This is a genomic window from Pseudoxanthomonas koreensis (genome assembly GCF_041890415.1).
In the GTDB taxonomy this organism is placed as follows: domain Bacteria; phylum Pseudomonadota; class Gammaproteobacteria; order Xanthomonadales; family Xanthomonadaceae; genus Pseudoxanthomonas; species Pseudoxanthomonas koreensis_A.
Window position 1 is genome coordinate 2,503,746 of record NZ_CP169056.1, and the last position, 16,735, is coordinate 2,520,480.

At 69.6% G+C, this 16,735-nt stretch carries 13 protein-coding genes and 1 pseudogene; 8 read left to right on the forward strand and 6 right to left on the reverse strand.

The window, feature by feature from the left end; genetic code table 11:
- Window positions 1–4: 4 nt before the first annotated feature.
- A complete protein-coding gene (locus tag ACEJ41_RS11435; RefSeq protein ID WP_374012393.1) occupies window positions 5–820 on the forward strand; it encodes a tyrosine-protein phosphatase in 816 nt (271 codons plus the stop codon).
- Between the two features lie 326 nt (window positions 821–1,146).
- Here ACEJ41_RS11435 and ACEJ41_RS11440 read toward each other — a convergent pair whose 3' ends face one another.
- From ACEJ41_RS11440 to nirB, 5 genes and pseudogenes are all read right to left on the reverse strand, one after another.
- Window positions 1,147–2,013 carry a formate/nitrite transporter family protein gene (locus ACEJ41_RS11440; RefSeq protein ID WP_374012394.1) on the reverse strand — a complete coding sequence of 289 codons (867 nt, stop codon included), beginning with the start codon at window positions 2,011–2,013 and terminating at the stop codon, window positions 1,147–1,149.
- Between the two features lie 217 nt (window positions 2,014–2,230).
- Window positions 2,231–2,944 (reverse strand): annotated as a pseudogene (gene cobA, locus ACEJ41_RS11445) (uroporphyrinogen-III C-methyltransferase); the annotation flags it as partial.
- A 124-nt stretch (window positions 2,945–3,068) separates the two neighbouring features.
- On the reverse strand, window positions 3,069–4,556 hold the full coding sequence (locus ACEJ41_RS11450; protein WP_374012395.1) for a molybdopterin oxidoreductase family protein: 1,488 nt from the start codon (window positions 4,554–4,556) through the stop codon (window positions 3,069–3,071).
- Window positions 4,556–4,900 carry a nitrite reductase small subunit NirD gene (gene nirD / locus ACEJ41_RS11455; RefSeq protein WP_374012396.1) on the reverse strand — a complete coding sequence of 115 codons (345 nt, stop codon included), beginning with the start codon at window positions 4,898–4,900 and terminating at the stop codon, window positions 4,556–4,558. The genes ACEJ41_RS11450 and nirD overlap by 1 nt, the downstream gene beginning before the upstream one ends.
- A gap of 1 nt (window position 4,901) precedes the next feature.
- Window positions 4,902–7,385 (reverse strand): nitrite reductase large subunit NirB, encoded by a 2,484-nt coding sequence (gene nirB / locus ACEJ41_RS11460; RefSeq protein WP_374012397.1) that lies wholly within the window; start codon window positions 7,383–7,385, stop codon window positions 4,902–4,904.
- 469 nt (window positions 7,386–7,854) lie between these two features.
- Between nirB and hemN the strand changes: the two genes are divergently transcribed.
- From hemN to ACEJ41_RS11490, 6 genes are all read left to right on the forward strand, one after another.
- The gene (gene hemN, locus ACEJ41_RS11465) at window positions 7,855–9,252 is read left to right on the forward strand and encodes an oxygen-independent coproporphyrinogen III oxidase (protein WP_374012398.1); all 1,398 of its coding nucleotides are present in this window, start codon (window positions 7,855–7,857) and stop codon (window positions 9,250–9,252) included.
- A gap of 19 nt (window positions 9,253–9,271) precedes the next feature.
- Window positions 9,272–10,027 carry a helix-turn-helix domain-containing protein gene (locus tag ACEJ41_RS11470; protein ID WP_374012399.1) on the forward strand — a complete coding sequence of 252 codons (756 nt, stop codon included), beginning with the start codon at window positions 9,272–9,274 and terminating at the stop codon, window positions 10,025–10,027.
- A 401-nt stretch (window positions 10,028–10,428) separates the two neighbouring features.
- The gene (locus ACEJ41_RS11475) at window positions 10,429–12,717 is read left to right on the forward strand and encodes a nitric-oxide reductase large subunit (RefSeq protein ID WP_374012400.1); all 2,289 of its coding nucleotides are present in this window, start codon (window positions 10,429–10,431) and stop codon (window positions 12,715–12,717) included.
- Between the two features lie 182 nt (window positions 12,718–12,899).
- On the forward strand, window positions 12,900–14,153 hold the full coding sequence (locus ACEJ41_RS11480; protein ID WP_374012401.1) for an NnrS family protein: 1,254 nt from the start codon (window positions 12,900–12,902) through the stop codon (window positions 14,151–14,153).
- 4 nt (window positions 14,154–14,157) lie between these two features.
- Entirely contained in the window at window positions 14,158–14,583 is a 426-nt protein-coding gene (locus ACEJ41_RS11485) for a SirB2 family protein (protein WP_374012402.1), read from the forward strand.
- Window positions 14,584–14,602: 19 nt separating this feature from the next.
- The gene (locus tag ACEJ41_RS11490) at window positions 14,603–14,764 is read left to right on the forward strand and encodes a hypothetical protein (protein WP_374012403.1); all 162 of its coding nucleotides are present in this window, start codon (window positions 14,603–14,605) and stop codon (window positions 14,762–14,764) included.
- 90 nt (window positions 14,765–14,854) lie between these two features.
- On the opposite strand, the gene ACEJ41_RS11495 is transcribed toward ACEJ41_RS11490, so the two are convergent.
- Window positions 14,855–16,087 (reverse strand): alginate export family protein, encoded by a 1,233-nt coding sequence (locus tag ACEJ41_RS11495; protein WP_374012404.1) that lies wholly within the window; start codon window positions 16,085–16,087, stop codon window positions 14,855–14,857.
- Between the two features lie 311 nt (window positions 16,088–16,398).
- On the opposite strand from ACEJ41_RS11495, the gene ACEJ41_RS11500 reads away from it, so the two are divergent.
- Window positions 16,399–16,641, forward strand: coding sequence for a DUF3606 domain-containing protein (locus tag ACEJ41_RS11500; protein ID WP_374012405.1), 243 nt, complete (start codon window positions 16,399–16,401; stop codon window positions 16,639–16,641).
- Window positions 16,642–16,735 lie beyond the last annotated feature (94 nt).

Here is a 16,735-nt window from a genome sequence, read left to right on the forward strand (position 1 = left end):
GCCCATGCTCGACCTGCACTACCACCTGCTGCCCGGCATCGACGATGGTGCGCCGGACCTGGACACCTCTCTGGCGATGGCGCGCATGTCGGTGGCCGACGGCGTGACCGTGGTGGCGTGCACGCCGCACATCTACCCGGGCCTGTACGAGAACACCCGCGACGGCATCGTGCAGGCGATTGCCGCATTGCGCCTGCGCCTGCAGGACGCTGGGCTGCCCTTGCGCCTGGTGGAAGGCGCCGACGTGCACCTGGTGCCGGGCCTGCTGGATGGTATCCGCGGCGGCACGGTGCCGACCCTGGCCGGTTCGCGCTATCTGCTGCTGGAGCCTTCGCACCACGTGGCGCCGCCGCGCTTCGAGCAATCGGTGTTCGAGCTGATGGCCGAGGGCCTGGTGCCGGTAATCACCCACCCGGAGCGGCTGAGCTGGGTGGAGCACGATTACGAGGTGTTCCTGCGCCTGAGCCGGCGCGGCGCGTGGATGCAGATCACCGCTGGCGCGTTGACCGGCCGTTTCGGCCGTCGCCCGCGCTACTGGGCCGAGCGTTTCATCGGCGAGGGCCACTGCATGATCCTGGCCACCGACGCGCACGACCCGCGCCGGCGTCCACCGCTGCTGGCCGAGGCCCGCGAGGCGGCCGCGCGGCTGGTGGGCGCCACCGAGGCCACGCACATGGTGCTGACCCGCCCGCAAGGCATCGTGGACGACGTTGCGCCGGAAGCATTGCCGCTGGCGATGTTCCAGCAGCCGGGGTTTGAGCCGCGCCCGATGGAAAACGACGGCATGCTGGCGAAACTGCTGCGCCCGTTCACCCGTTGAGCAACCGCCCTCTGTAGGACGACCGCGACTGTACGCCCCCTTGTAGGAGCCGGCCTCGCCGGCGACCGCGACTGTGCGCCACCCCTGTAGGAGCCGGCCTCGCCGGCGACCGCGATGCACATTACACATATGCGAGGTCGCGCCCGAGGGACGCTCTTACAACAGCGCGGGCAACGGCACCATTATCGGTGCGCCCCCTGTAGGAGCCGGCCTCGCCGGCGACCGCGACGCACGTTCCAACATCTGCAAGGTCACCCCCAAGGGACGCCCCTGCAACGGCAATGCGACCTGGCGGGGTGCGCGCCAGGTCGCATTGGCTTTCTTGCTCAGGCGGTATGCGGTGCGGGCGTGGCGGCTGCGTCATCGGCCACCACCGCGGCCGGGGCGGCGCCGCGGGCGCGGGCGGTGCGGGCGTGGGTGATGTAGATGGCCAGGCCGACGAAGGTCAGGCCGCCCACCAGGTTGCCGGCCACGGTCGGGATCTCGTTCCACACCATGTAATCCATGAACGAGAACTCGCCGCCCATCAGCAGGCCCGACGGGAACAGGAACATGTTCACCACCGAGTGCTCGAACGCCATGGCGAAGAACAGCATCACCGGCATCCACATCGCCAGCGCCTTGCCGGCCAGCGAACGCGCCATCAGCGCACCGATCGCGCCGGTGGACACCATCCAGTTGCACAGCACGCCACGGATGAACAGGGTGAGCATGCCGGCCGCGCCGTGCTCGGCGTAGCCCAGGGTGCGCGATTCGCCAATGTGGCCGATGGCACGACCAACCTCATCCGGCGGCTGGCTGAAGCCGAAGGTGAACACGATGGCCATCATCAGCGCCACCGTCAGTGCGCCTGCGAAGTTGCCGCAGAACACCAGGCCCCAGTTGCGCAGCACGCCTTGCAGGGTCACGCCGGGGCGGCGGTCGATCAGGGCCAGCGGCACCAGGGTGAACACGCCGGTGAGCAGGTCGTAGCCCATCAGGTACAGCATGATGAAGCCGATCGGGAACAGCAGCGCGCCGATCAGCGGCACGCCGGTCTTGACCGCCATGGTCACGGCGAACGCCGCAGCCAGCGACAGGATCGCGCCGCCCATGTAGGCGCGGATCAGGGTGTCGCGGGTGGACATGAAGACCTTCGACTCGCCTGTGTCGACCATCTTCTTGGCCAGTTCGGAGGGGACGATGTAATCCATTGCAATCTCCTGCTGCAGTGGCCGGCGGGAGGGACGCCGGCCTGAGGGGTGGGGAAGGAGCGGTGGTCCGGGTGGAGGGGGCCGGTGCAGGGCTGCACCGGTGACGCGGGGGAAACGGGGGTGGCAATCAGCCGGTGGACGCGCGCATGGGTGCGGGCCATGGGGCGGTGGTGCCGGGGTGTCCGGTGGGCGCGGCCTCGCAGAGGCGGGGAGACATACCGAGGTCGCCGGCAAGGCCGGCCCCTGCAGCCAGTGCGTCGCCCACCAGGATCACGCCGGGTTCGCCATTGGCGCCGGTGGCGGCCTGCGCCAGCTGGTCCAGGCGGGTGTGCACGCAGTGCTGCTCGGGGCGGCTGGCCGCGAGCACCAGCGCGGCCGGGGTGCTGCCGGGCAGGTGCCGCATCAGGCCCTCGGCAATCGCCTCGATACGGCCCAGGCCCATGTAGATCGCCAGGGTGGTGCCGGTGCGCGCCAGCGCTTCCCAGTCGGGCTGGCCGTGGTCGGCGGTGTGCGCGGTAACGAAGGTCACGCCGTGGCAATGGTCGCGGTGGGTGAGCGAGGCGCCCAGCGCGGCAGCGGCGGCAAACGCGGCACTGACGCCGTTGATGATGCGCACCTGTACGCCGGCCGCGCGCAGGAATGCGATCTCCTCGCCGGCGCGGCCGAACATCAGCGCATCGCCGCCCTTGACCCGTACCACGCGCAGGCCCTGCAGCGCGTAGCGGCGCATCAGCCGGCAGATGAACGCCTGCGGCGTGGAGCGGCAGCCGCCGCGCTTGCCGACCCGCAGCACGCGCGCGTCGGGGGCCAGGCTGGCGATCTGCGGATCGACCAGTTCGTCCAGCAGCAGCACCTGCGCCTGGGCAAGTGCGCGCACCGCCTTGAGGGTGAGCAGTTCAAGGTCGCCAGGGCCGGCGGACAGCAGCACCACGTCGGCCGGGGCGCGCGGCGTTGGGCGGTGCGTGTGTGGATGTGTGCTCATCGGTACCCCCGGGGCGTGCGTGGTTGAGGCGTGCGTGCTTGAGACGTGCGTGCTTGAGGCGTGCGCGGATGGGTCATGCGTGGACCACGCGGGCGGGCGTGGATGCTGCGGAAAACGCGGCCATGCGCGGGCCGCGCCAGGGGTTGCCGGCCAGCGCGGTGGCCAGCAGCGCGTTGCCGCCGGCATCGGTGCCGGCCCACAACAGGCCATCGACATGCTCGGCATCGGCACTGCGGCGCCAGGCCACGCGTCGTTCCAAGCCGCGGCGCGGGTCGCGGTATTCGAGGGTGTCGGGGCCGGTGTGCAGGGCCAGCGCCTGCACCAGTGCGGCCAGCCAGTCGGCCGGCATCGGCTGCGCGGCGGCGGCATGCACCACCACCCAGGCAGCGGCGGATGCAGGCGCGCGATGCAGCACGGCGGCGGCGTAGCCGCACTCGCGCAGCAGCGGACGCAGCGCCGCACGCAGTGCGCGCGCATCGCCGCGACGGGCAGCCAGCAGGTGCCAGCCCAGGCCGGCGCGCTCCAGCCGCACGGCGGCGTGTTCAAAATCGGCTGCTGGCACGCAGGCCTCGTCGGCGTCATCGGCGGTGGCCAATGCGCACGGGCGGATCGTGGCGAACGCGGTGCCCGAGTTCACTTCATGCGAGGGTTCCAGCGGCAGCACGAACTGGCCATGGCGGCCACTCACGCGCACCAGCTCGCCCGGCGCCAGGCCGCGGCGCTGGGCATCGGCAGGATGCAGGCGCAGGGTCGGCCGCTGTGGCAGCGGCAGCGCCGATGACGGCATGCCGGCCTGCACGTCGGCCGCCGCTGCTGCGCGATCAATCGACACCTGCGCAGGCAGGCGGCCGGTGAGCAGGCGCAGCGGGAACCGCGCCGACACCGGCTCGGCCGGCGCGCGGTGGCCCAGCGGCTGGAAGCGGTGCGCGCGTGCGGGCAGGCGGCGGGCGGCAATGCCGGCCATCACCTCGCCGGGGCCGGTGCCGGTGGCCAGCGGATACAGGCCGGCGCCGCCGGGCTGGCCCAGTTGGCCGCACGCCAGGTGCAGGTGGTGCAGCGCACGCAAGGCGTCCTCGCCGTGGGCCGGCCGCACCAGGCCACCACCATGCAGCGACAGCACCGAGCGGCTGCGGCCGAACCATTCGGCGGCGGTGGTCAGGTTGTCCACGGTGATGCCGCACACGCTGGCGGCGGTGCGTGGGTCGAAGTCGCGCAGCGCGCGCTTGAGCGCATCGAAGCCTTCGGTGTGGCTGTCGATGAAGGCCTGGTCGAGCAGGCCTTCCCACACCAGGTGGTGGAGCATGCCGTTGAACAAGGTTACGTCGGTACCCGGCTGGATCGCCAGGTGCAGGTCGGCCTGCGCGGCGGTGGCGGTGCGGCGCGGATCGACCACCAGCCAGCGCGCATGTGCATCGCGTGCCCGGGCCAGGCGCGCGAACCGGGACGGATGGGTGCAGGCCGCGTCGCTGCCGGCGAACAGCACCAGCCGCGTGCACTCGTGCGCGCTGCCGGCGACGGCCGCCGGCCGCCGGGTCCAGTGCACCGGTCCGCCGCCGTCCATCAGGCGGCCTGCTGCACGGCGGGCACCAGCGTGAGCCAGACCTGGCCATCGCGCAGCTGCACCGGATACGTGCGCGCGCAGCCCACGTCGGGCGCGCAGGCCTGGCCGCTGTCGAGCGCGATGTTCCAGCCATGCAGCGGGCAGGTCACCGAATCGCCCGAGACAATCCCCTGCGACAGCGGCCCGCCCTTGTGCGGGCAGCGGTCGGCCAGCGCGAACACGCGGTCGGCGGCCGGGCGGAACAGGGCGATGTCCTCGCCTGGGCCGCATTGCACCACCCGCGAGCCAAGCACGGGGATGTCCTCGATCGCACACACGTACATCCAGGATGCGTTGGCGTCCATGTCAGTCCTCCAGGGTGGCGGGGATGCGCCGTTCGGGCCGCTCTTCGGGTGCCGGCGTGGCCAGCTTCAGCGGCTGGTACTCGCGCGCCTGGGTGCCGGCGATGCGTGCGGCCCAGGGGTCGGGCAACCCTTCAAGGGCAAACAGCAGGCGCTCGTACAGCGCGCGGCGGTTGTCGGCGTCCTCCACCACCTTGCGCTTGACGTAGTCCAGGCCCACGCGCTCGATGTAGTGCACGGTGCGGTCCAGGTAGTACGCCTCCTCGCGGTACAGCTGCAGGAACGCGCCGGTGTACTCCTTGACCTCGTCGGCGGTCTTCACCTTGCACAGGAAGCGGGCGACCTCGGTCTTGATGCCGCCGTTGCCGCCGACGTGGATCTCCCAGCCCGAATCGACTGCGATGATGCCCACGTCCTTGATGCCTGATTCGGCGCAGTTGCGCGGGCAGCCGGACACCGCCAGCTTGACCTTGTGCGGGCTCCACATGTTGGCCAGCATCGTTTCCAGGTCGATGCCCATCTGCGTGCTGTTCTGGGTGCCGAAGCGGCAGAACTCGCTGCCCACGCAGGTCTTCACCGTGCGGATCGACTTGCCGTAGGCGTGGCCGGACTGCATGCCCAGGTCGCGCCACACATCGACCAGGTCTTCCTTCTTCACGCCCAGCAGATCGATGCGCTGGCCGCCGGTGACCTTGACCATCGGCACCGCGTACTTGTCGGCGACATCGGCGATGCGGCGCAGCTCGTCGGGGTTGGTCACCCCGCCCTTCATCTGCGGGATCACCGAGAAGGTGCCGTCCTTCTGGATGTTGGCGTGCGCGCGCTCGTTGATGAAGCGGCTCTGCGGGTCGTCCACCGCATCGCGCGGCCAGGTGGAGAGCATGTAGTAGTTGAGCGCCGGGCGGCAGGTGGCGCAGCCGTTGGGCGTGCGCCATTCCAGGAAGGCGTAGGCCTGCGCGTGGCTGACCAGGTGGTGTTCGCGGATGGCCTGGCGCACCTCGCCGTGGGTGCGGTCGGTGCAGGCGCAGACCGCCTTGGTCTTGGGCGTCTCCTGGAAGTTGGAGCCCAGGCAGTTCATCAGGATCTGCTCGACCAGGCCGGTGCACGAGCCGCAGGAACTGGCCGCCTTGGTGTGCTTCTTGACCTCGTCCACGGTGAACAGGCCCTGCTCGCGCACCGCCTTGACGATGGTGCCCTTGCACACACCATTGCAGCCGCAGACCTCGTCGCTGTCGGCCATCGAGGCGGCGCGGTCCTGGCCGCCGGTGCCGCTGTCGCCCAGTGCGTTCTCGCCGAAGGCCAGCGCGTCGCGACGGCCGCCGATGGCGCTGCCGTCCTTGATCTGCTTGAAGTACCAGGCGCCATCGCCGGTGTCGCCGAACAGGCAGGCGCCGACCAGCTTGTCGTCGCGGATGACCAGCTTCTTGTACAGGCCGCCGGCCGGATCGGAGAGCACGATCTCCTCGCAGCCCGGCCCGCCGATGAAGTCGCCGGCCGAAAACAGGTCGATGCCGGTGACCTTGAGCTTGGTCGAGACGGTGGACCCGGCGTAGATGCCGATGCCGTAGCTGGCCAGGTGGTTGGCGCAGATGCGTGCCTGCTCGAACAGCGGCGCCACCAGGCCATAGGCGATGCCGCGGTGGCTGGCGCACTCGCCCACCGCGTACACGCGCGGGTCGTAGGTCTGCAGGGTGTCGCTGACCACGATGCCGCGCTCGCAGTGGATGCCGGCGGCCTGGGCCAGGGCGGTGTTGGGGCGGATGCCGGCGGCCATCACCACCAGGTCGGCGGGGACTTCGCTGCCATCGGAAAAGCGCACCGCGGCCACTTCGCCTTCGGCGTTGCCGACGATGGCGGTGGTGGAGGTGTTGAGCCGGAACGACAACCCGCGCTCGACCAGCGACGCTTCCAGCAGCGCGCCGGCCACCGGGTCCAGCTGGCGCTCCAGCAGCCAGCCGGCCAGGTGCACCACGGTCACGTCCATGCCGCGCAGCTTCAGGCCGTTGGCCGCTTCCAGGCCAAGTAGGCCGCCGCCGATCACCACCGCGTGCTTCTTCACCTTGGCGGTGTCGATCATGGTCTGGGTGTCGTGGATGTCGCGGTAGCCGATGACGCCTTTGAGGTCGCTGCCGGGCACCGGCAGGATGAAGGGCAGCGAGCCGGTGGCCAGCAGCAGGCGGTCGTACTGCGCTTCGGTGCCGTCAGCGGCGATCACCTTGCGCCGGGCGCGGTCGATCGTGGTGATCTCCTTGCCCAGGTGCAGGGTGATGCCGTTGTCGGCGTACCAGGACAGCGGGTTGAGCACGATCTCGTCGAAGGTCTGCTCCCCGGCCAGCACCGGCGAGAGCAGGATGCGGTTGTAATTGGGGTGTGGCTCGGCACCGAACACGGTGATGTCGTACATGTCCGGCGCCAGCTTCAGCAGCTCTTCGAGCGTGCGGATGCCGGCCATGCCGTTGCCCACTACCACCAACCGCGGTTTCTTCATCGTCGTTCCTGTCGTTGCGGGCCGTGCAGGTGTCGTTGGATGCCTGCAGGTGTCTCCTACGCAACGGCCGTGCCAAGTCCGTGGACGTGGTCGCTGGCGTGCACGAAAGCACTGTGTTTCAAGGGGATTGGCGCATTTTTGCGGGCACCGGAGCAGGTGCGGCAGCAGCCCGTGCACACCGCCGATGCTGCACCGCAGCGGTGCACGGCCGCACCCTCGTTGTGCAGGGGGCCGGAAAATGTCCCGCGGACCGCCCCTTGTAGGAGCCCGTCTTGCGGGCGACCACGCACAACATGGGCAGCCGCATCACGCACCTACGCATCGGGCATCGGGCGTCGGGCGTCGGGCGTCGGGCGTCGGGCGTCGGGCGTCGCGCGGTCGCCGGCGAGACCGGCTCCTACGGCGGCCGCAGCGCCGGGTTGACCCACGTCAATGACGCTGGTCGGGCACGGCCCCTAGCCTGTCGTCCATGGCTACTACGACCACCCTCTTCGACTCCGACCTGCTGCGTCGCTACGACGTGCCCGGGCCGCGCTACACCTCCTATCCCACCGCGCCGCAGTTCTCGTCCGGCTTCGGCGAGGCGGAGCTGAGGCGGGTGGCCGAGGCCAGCAACGGCGACCCCATCCCGCGGCCGTTGTCGGTGTACGTGCACGTGCCGTTCTGCACCAGCCCGTGCTTCTACTGCGGCTGCAACCGCATCATCACCCGCGACAAGGCGCGCGGCGAGGCGTACCTGACCCGGCTGTACCGCGAGATCGGGATGATGTCCAGGCTGTTCGACCGCGACCGCGAGGTGGTGCAGCTGCACTTCGGCGGCGGCACCCCCAACTTCCTGTCGCCGGCGCAACTGGCCGAGACGGTGGACGTGATGCGCCGCCACTTCCCGCTGGCGCGCGATGCCCTGCTGGACTGCTCGATCGAACTGGACCCGCGCTTCATCGACCCGGCCGAGGTGGCGCAACTGGCCGACGCCGGTTTCAACCGCGCAAGCCTGGGCGTGCAGGACTTCGACCCCGCCGTGCAGGAGGCGGTCAACCGCATCCAGAGCGTGGAGCAGACGATGGCGGTGATCGAGGCCTGCCGCGCCCATGGCATGCGCTCGATCAACCTGGACCTGATCTACGGGCTGCCGCGGCAGACCCTGGCCGGCTTCGACCGCACCCTGGACACGGTGCTGGATGTCCGCCCGGACCGCTTTGCGGTGTACAGCTACGCGCACCTGCCCGGGATGTTCCGCGCCCAGCGCCACATCCGCGCCGAGGACCTGCCCACGCCGGAGGTCAAGCTGGCGCTGCTGCAGCGGGCGATCGAACGCCTGGGCCAGGCCGGCTACGTCTATATCGGCATGGACCACTTCGCCCTGCCCGAGGATGACCTGGCCCGGGCCCAGGCACGCGGCGGGCTGCACCGCAACTTCATGGGCTACACCACCTGCGCCGACAGCGACCTGCTGGGCCTGGGGGTGAGCGCGATCAGCCATATCGGCAACAGCTTCAGCCAGAACCCGCGTGACCTGCAGAGCTGGGAGCAGGCCATCGATGCCGGCCGCCTGCCGGTGTGGCGCGGCATGCACATGGACGATGACGACGTGCTGCGCGCGGACGTGATCCAGCAGCTGATGTGCCACGGCGAGCTGGACTTCGAGGCGGTGGGACGCCGCCACGTGATCGACTTCCGCGAGTATTTCGCCGAGGCCATGCAGCGGCTGACGGTGCTGGCCGACGATGGCCTGGTGGAGCTGGGCACTGCGGGGCTGCGGGCTACTTCCCGAGGCAAGCTGCTGCTGCGTATCATAGCCATGTGCTTCGACCGATACCTGCCCCGAGCCGCGTCTGCACCCGTGCAGTTCTCGCGCACCGTTTGAGCCATCCGGAGTTGACCGGATGAGTTCAGGCATCGTCTTTCCGCGTACCGATGCCAGCATCCTGGCCGACGATGGCGATGCCCTGACGTTCTGTTCCACCTGCGCGTTCTCGCAGGCCTGCCTGTCCGAGGGCATGGACAAGGGGTCGTTGATGGACCTGCACGTGCTGGTCGAGCACGTGGGCCCGCTCAAGGCCGGCGACCACGTGTTCCGCGAGGGCGACCGATTCGATGCGATCGCCGCGGTGCGCGCCGGCACGGTCAAGACCTACATCACCGACCGCGACGGCCGCGAGCAGGTACTGGGCTTCCACCTGCCCGGCGAGGTGATCGGCCTCAACGCGATCCACGGCGAGCACTACCCCTGCAACGCGGTGGCGCTGGACACGGTGATGCTGTGCCGGTTCTCGTTCCCGCGCATCGCGCTGCTGGCCAGCCGCCTGCCCAACCTGCAGCAGCAGCTGTTCAAGCTGATGAGCCGCGACATCGGGGTGGCCTCGCTGTTTGCCGGCGACCACTCGGCCGACGAGCGCATGGCCGCGTTTCTGATCGGCCTGTCGCGGCGGCTGGCCGCGCGCGGGTTCTCGCCGCGCCGCTTCCAGCTGACCATGTCGCGCACCGACATCGCCAACTACCTGCGCCAGGCGCCGGAGACGGTGAGCCGGGTGCTGCGCCGGTTCGAGCGCGATGGCCTGGTCCAGATCAAGCAGCGCGACGTGGAGATCATGGACCTGGAGCGCCTGGAAACCATCGCCCTGGCCGTCCTGCGGCACTAGCCGCGCCCCGAGCGCAGGGATCGCGTGCCTGTGCCGGCACACGCCCCACCTGTACGGGCATACGCCCCCACCTGTAGGAGCCGGTCTCGCCGGCAACCGCGCGGGATCCGGGCGACCGGCGATGCCATCGGTCCCCGGGTCGCCGGCAAGACCGGCTCCTACAACAGCCGGCGCTGGTCAGCCACGCGCGCGATCCATGTCACGGACTCGCCGGCCACCGCGCAAACCGCAGGCATCCCACCACCTGTAGGAGCCGGCCTCGCCGGCGACCGCGCGATGCCTCCAACATCTGCGAGGTCGCGCCCAAGGGACGCTCCTACAGGGACGCGGCTTGATCTGGGTCATGGAGGCAATGCCGGCGGGCACGGAACATTCGGACGTCTCCCAACCGAGTGATCCCCATGAACTCTACCCGCAAGCTATGGGCCGGACTCGCCGTCCTGCTCATCGCTTCGTTTGCCGTGCTCCTGTGGGTCGGCAGCGAAATACACCGCGAAGCCCCGCCCATGCCCGAGGCCGTGGTCAGCCAGGACGGGCAGGTCCTGTACACCCGCCAGGACATCGAGACCGGACGCCAGGTCTGGCAGTCCATCGGCGGCCAGCAGCTTGGCTCGATCTGGGGGCACGGCGGCTACATCGCGCCGGATTGGGGCGCGGACTGGCTGCACCGCGAGGCCGAGGCGATCCAGGACATCTGGGCCGCGCGCGAGCACCAGCTGTCCAGCTACAAGGAACTGGACGCGCCCACCCGCGCCGCCTACGCCAACCGGGTGCAGGCGCTGATGCGGCCCAACACCTACGATCCGGCCACCCGCACCATCCAGGTCGATGCCGACCGTGCGCTGGCCATCGGCCAGGTGGCCGCGCACTACCGGCAGTTGTTCAGCGATGACCCGGCCCTGCGCAGCCTGCGCGAGGCCTACGCCATGCGCGAAGGCACCGTGCCCGATCCGGAGCACCGACGCCAGCTGACCGCGTTCTACTGGTGGGCGGCCTGGTCCTCGGTGACCCTGCGCCCGGGCCAGCAGGACATCAGCTACACCGCCAACTGGCCCTACGACGAGATGGTCGGCAACACCGCGCCGCCCAGCGCGTTCATGTGGACGGTGTTCAGCGTGCTGTTCCTGATCGCGGGCATCGCCCTGCTGGGCTGGCACTACGCGGTCAACCATGGCGACGACATGGTGCCGGTGCTGCCCGCCAGCGATCCGCTTGCGGCAATCAAGGTGACGCCTTCGATGCGCGCCACCGGCAAGTATTTCTGGGTGGTGATCGCGCTGTTCCTGACCCAGATCCTGCTGGGCGCCATTACCGCGCACTACCAGGTCGAAGGCCAGGAAGCCTACGGCTTTGCCCTGGCCGACGTGCTTCCCTACGCGCTCACCCGCACCTGGCACACGCAGCTGGCGGTGCTGTGGATCGCCACCGCATGGCTGGGCATGGGCCTGTACATCGGCCCGGCGATCTCCGGGCATGAACCGAAGTTCCAGCGCCTGGGCGTGAACGTGCTGTGGGTCTGCCTGCTGGTGATCGTGGTCGGTTCCTTCGCCGGCCAGTGGCTGGCGGTGATGCAGAAGCTGGGCCTGGACCGCAATTTCTGGTTCGGCCACCAGGGCTGGGAATACGTGGACATGGGCCGCTTCTGGCAGTGGTTCCTGTTCATCGGCCTGGGCCTGTGGCTGCTGCTGGTGGGCCGTGCACTGTGGCCGGCGATCCGCCATGGCGGCGAGTCGCGGTCGATCGTGACCCTGCTGTTCCTGTCCACCGTGGCCATCGGCGTGTTCTACGCCGCCGGCCTGATGTGGGGCGAGCACACCCACCTGTCGATGGTGGAGTACTGGCGCTGGTGGGTGGTGCACCTGTGGGTGGAAGGCTTCTTCGAGGTGTTCGCGGTGGCGGTGATCGCCTTCCTGTTCACCCGCCTGGGCCTGCTGCAGGTCAGGACCGCCACCGTGGCGGTGCTGTTTGCCACCATCGTGTTCATGGCCGGCGGCGTGCTGGGCACCCTGCACCATCTGTACTTCACCGGCACGCCGACCGCGGTGATCGCGCTGGGCGCGAGCATCTCGGCGCTGGAAGTGGTGCCGCTGGCCTACGTGGGCTTCGAGGCCTACCAGAGCTACAAGCTGGGCAAGGCCACGCCGTGGATGGCCAGGTACACGTGGCCGATCCGGTTCTTCATCGCGGTGGCGTTCTGGAACCTGGTGGGCGCGGGCCTGTTCGGTTTCCTGATCAACCCGCCGCTGCCGCTGTACTACATGCAGGGCCTGAACCTGACCGCCAACCACGGCCACACCGCCATGTTCGGCGTGTACGGCATGCTCGGCATCGGCCTGATGCTGTTCTGCCTGCGCGGCCTCAAGCCGGAGGCGCAGTGGAGCGACCGGGTGCTGAAGACCAGCTTCTGGTCGCTCAACATCGGCCTGGCCGGGATGGCGGCGTTCACCCTGCTGCCGCTGGGCATCCTGCAGCTCAACGCCGCGCTCAAGCACGGCTACTGGTATGCGCGCTCGGCCGAGTTCATGCAGCAGCCGATCGTGGACCTGCTGGTGTGGATGCGGGTGCCGGCCGACACGCTGTTCAGCGTCGGCGCACTAGCCTTGGCCTGGTTCGTGCTGCGGTTGTGGGTGGCGCCCAGGCGCGCGGCACCGGCGCTGGCGACGACCACCACGGTCGCGCAAGACGCCTGAGTTAGACGCCAGCCATGGCGACAACCGGGGCCGCGCAATGCGGCCCCGGTTTTTTTTGGTCTTTTTCCCGCACTCACGCCCGCGCTGTATCCTGCGGCCGGAGCCGGCTGCGCCCGGCGCTGCACTCGCCTGGCCTGACCCAGGTCAAGGCACCTTCCGGGCCGCGGGCACACACTGCGGCCATGCACACCGAGTCCGTTCCCTTGCCCGGTCCGCGTCCACGCATCTCGCCTGCCTGGCTGGCACAGGCCCCGCACCGGCTGATGTTCTTCATCGGCGCGTCCAACGTGCTGCTGGCAATGCTGTGGTGGGCGCTGTGGCTGGTGTCGGTGCGCTCGGGCGCCTGGACCCTGCCGCTGCCGGCGATCCCGGCCGGCTGGCTGCACGCATTCCTGATGCTGTACCTGGTGCTGCCCAGTTTCATCTTCGGCTTCCTGCTGACCGTGTTCCCGCGCTGGATGGGGCTGCCGGACCTGCCGCGCTACCTGTACGTGCCGGTGGGCGCCGGGCTGATGGGCGGCCAGTTGGCGATGCTGCTGGGCGCGGCCGGCTGGGAAGCGGGCCTGGTGGTGGGGCTGTGGATGGCACTGGCCGGCTGGACCACCGCGCTGCTGGTGCTGGGCCGGCTGGTGGCCGACGAGAAGGGCCGCACCTGGCATGCACGCTCGTGCTTTGCCGCGCTGGTGCTGGGCTGGCTGGGCGTGGCGATGTTCCTGGCTTTCGCCCTGGGCGCCTCGCCCACGTGGGCCTTCGCCAGCATCAAGCTGGGCGGCTTCGGCCTGCTGTTGCCGGTGTACGTCACCGTGGCCCATCGCATGTTCCCGTTCTTTGCGGGCAATACGGTGCGCGGCTATACGCCGTGGCGGCCGCTGTGGTGGCTGGCGACGGTGTGGGTGCTGGCGATGGCGCACCTGGGCCTGGAGCTGATGCATGCCTATGCCTGGCTGTGGCTGGCCGACCTGCCGCTGCTGCTGCTGACCTCGCTCGCGGTCTGGCGCTGGTGGCCACGCACCCGCGGTGGCCCGCCGATGCCGGGCCTGCTGGCGGTGCTGTTCATCGGCACCTTGTGGCTGCCGGTGACCTTCGCCCTGTACCTGGTGCAGAGCCTGACCTACCTGTTCGACGGCGGCTTCATCCTGGCCCGCGCGCCGATGCACGCGCTGTTCGTCGGCTTCTTCGGCAGCCTGCTGGTGGCAATGGTCACCCGCGTCACCCAGGGCCATTCGGGCAGGCCGCTGCAGATGTACGGCATCGCGTGGTTCGCGTTCGTGGCCATCCAGATCGTGGCGACGGTGCGGGTGCTGGCCGACGTGCTGCCCGACCCGGGGCTGTGGCAGGCGGTGGCCGCGGTCGGCTGGCTGGTGGCGCTGTCACCGTGGGTGGCGCGCATCGGCCACATCTACCTGTCACCACGCCGGGACGGCCGGCCGGGTTGACGCCGTGATCGAGTTCTACGCGCAGATCAAGTGGGTCCACGTCGCCGCGATCATGGCCAGTGGCACCCTGTTCGCATTGCGCGGCGCCTGCGCGCTGGCCGGCATGCGCTGGCCCATGTACGCACCGGTGCGCTACCTCAGCTACACCATCGACACGGTACTGCTGACCGCCGCGCTGATGCTGCTGACCATCCTGCCGGGTGCGCTGTTCGCCAATGGCTGGCTGACGGTGAAGGTGGTGCTGCTGGTGGTGTATATCGTGCTGGGCATCTTGGCCCTGCGCACGCGTCGCCACGTCAACGGCAGCCACCGCCAGGAACGCCGGCGGCGTGCGCTGTTCTACGTGGCCGCGCTGTTGGTGTACCTGCAGATCTACTGCATCGCCCGGGCCCACCATCCACTGGGCGCGGTGTACCTGCTGTCCGGCTGAGCCACCGACGGAGGCGGCCATGGATTCAAGCGAACTGGAACTGCCCGATCCCTGCCTGGCCTGCTGCCACCTGCTGCAGGAATCCTGGGACGCGGCCGGCATGTCCTCGCAGTTGCACGCCGGCGCCGACGACGGCGCAGCCTCGCGCCCGCACGAGGACGACGACGCATCCGGCCATTGACCGCCACGCCCGGCGCGTGTCCACGGCCAGGCCATGGCCGGGAAGCGGCGCCGGGCACTGGCCCGGCACCGCATCCGGCTGCGCAGGACGTCAGTACGTGTACTGCACCTGCACCCAGAGCTTGTCCATGTCCGCGGTGCGCGCATCGTCGCTGCGGTAGCTGGCCAGCTTCACCAGCCCGGCCAGGCCATCCACCCGCGGGATCGGCCGCGCATAGGACAGGTCGATCTCGCGGCCGTAACTGCCGCCGCCGCGCTCGGGCGAGAAGTCGTGGTACCAGGCCTGCAGGCTGCCGCCGCCCAGCGGCACCGCCGCACCGACATAGGCATCGTCCAGGCCTTGCGCCGGAGTGGTGCCGAACACGTCGGCCCAGCCCTGGAAGATGTGCTTGGTGGCCAGCGGGGTCTGGAACGCACGGTTGCCCGCGCCGCTGCCGCCGCCCAGCGATTCGTAGCCGGCCTTGAGCTTGGCCCCGTGCAGCGTGTAGCCCAGTTCGGCCAGCCAGTAGCGGCTGTCCAGCTGCCATGGATTGGGATCGAGCTCGCTCTGGCGCGCATATTCGGCCGCGTAGCTCCATGCGCCGTGCCCGCCCTCCAGGCGCACGCCGGTGGTCCGGCTGGCCAGGGTGCCCGGCGGTGCGGTGGCCGCCACCGCGATGTCCTCCAGCTCCAGCCGATAGTGGTAACCGCTGACGGCCAGCGCCGGGGCCACCCGCCAGCCGACCTGCAGCAGGTGGCTGTCGCCTTCGATGTCGGACGGATTGCTGCGGTTGGTGGCGGCACTGTCGTGCGGACCAAGCACGGTGTTGATGCCACCGATCCATGCGTAATCCACGGTGACGCCGGCGGCGGGTGCAAGCTGCACGCGCACGCCGTCGTAGGTCTGCTCGTTCTGCCGCCAGGCGCTGCCGCCCACGTACCGCTGGTTGCCCAGGTTGAGCCGCTGGCGTCCGGCGGTGACGGTGTTGTTGCCGTGTGCGTAACGCACCAGGGCCTGGTTGATTTCGGTACCGGCCGGGTCGGCGATCACCGGGTACTGGCGCAGGCCGTTGCGGGTGTCGTTGTGGTTGCCGCCGAGCCGGGCCACGCCGTCGGCCTCGACCAGCGCCGACCAGCCGTGCCAGGCGGCGGTGCGGTAGCCGACCCGCGCGCGCAGCGTGTGTGCCTGCGCATCACGGGCCACGCCTTGTTGTTCGGCATGTTCGTAGCGGTAACGCAGGTCGAGGATCGGCCCGCCGGTGTCGGCGGCGGCGACGGCCATCGATGGGACGAGGACAAGCAACAACAGCGGCGATGCGCCGCTGGCAATACGTGGGATCTGCATCTTGCATTCCTGAGTGGGGGGGAGGGGGAGGGGGGAGGTAAACCTATCGTGGTACAGCCCGGGCGCGCGGCTCCTTGATTTCCATCAATCGGCGGCCCGGGTACAGGTCTATCGCATCCGGCTTGATGCAGGTCAAGGCATTTGGCCCTCATCCGCCTTCGACGCGTTTTTCACCGGCGCTTACGATCCGGGGCCGTCTCATATCTCCAGGAAAAACGCACCATTTCGATGCGTCTTCGCACCACACGGAGGCATGCCATGTACATCGTTTCCATTGCGTCGCCGGGCATCGAAACCGGGGAAGGCATCCCATGAACGACACCACCTCACAGGCCCAGTCATTCGGCCAAGAACCGTTCCAGGCGGCAAGCGTGGCGGCGGCACTCGCACCCGCTGCCCTGCCCTGCAACCACGACTTCATCGACCTGGACGACCCGGCCTGCGTGCGTCGCTGGACCGCCAGTTTCGGAGTATCCGAAGAAGACCTGCGCATCGCCGTGCGCATCGCCGGGCCGCACACCTGGGCGGTGGCGGCGCACTTCAACCTGGAGTGAGCGTGCCGGCGTGCGCCTTGCACGGTGCGCGCAACTTGCACGTTGCACGGCGCACGTTGCACGGCGCATGGAAATGGATGGCCGCGCGCCGGGA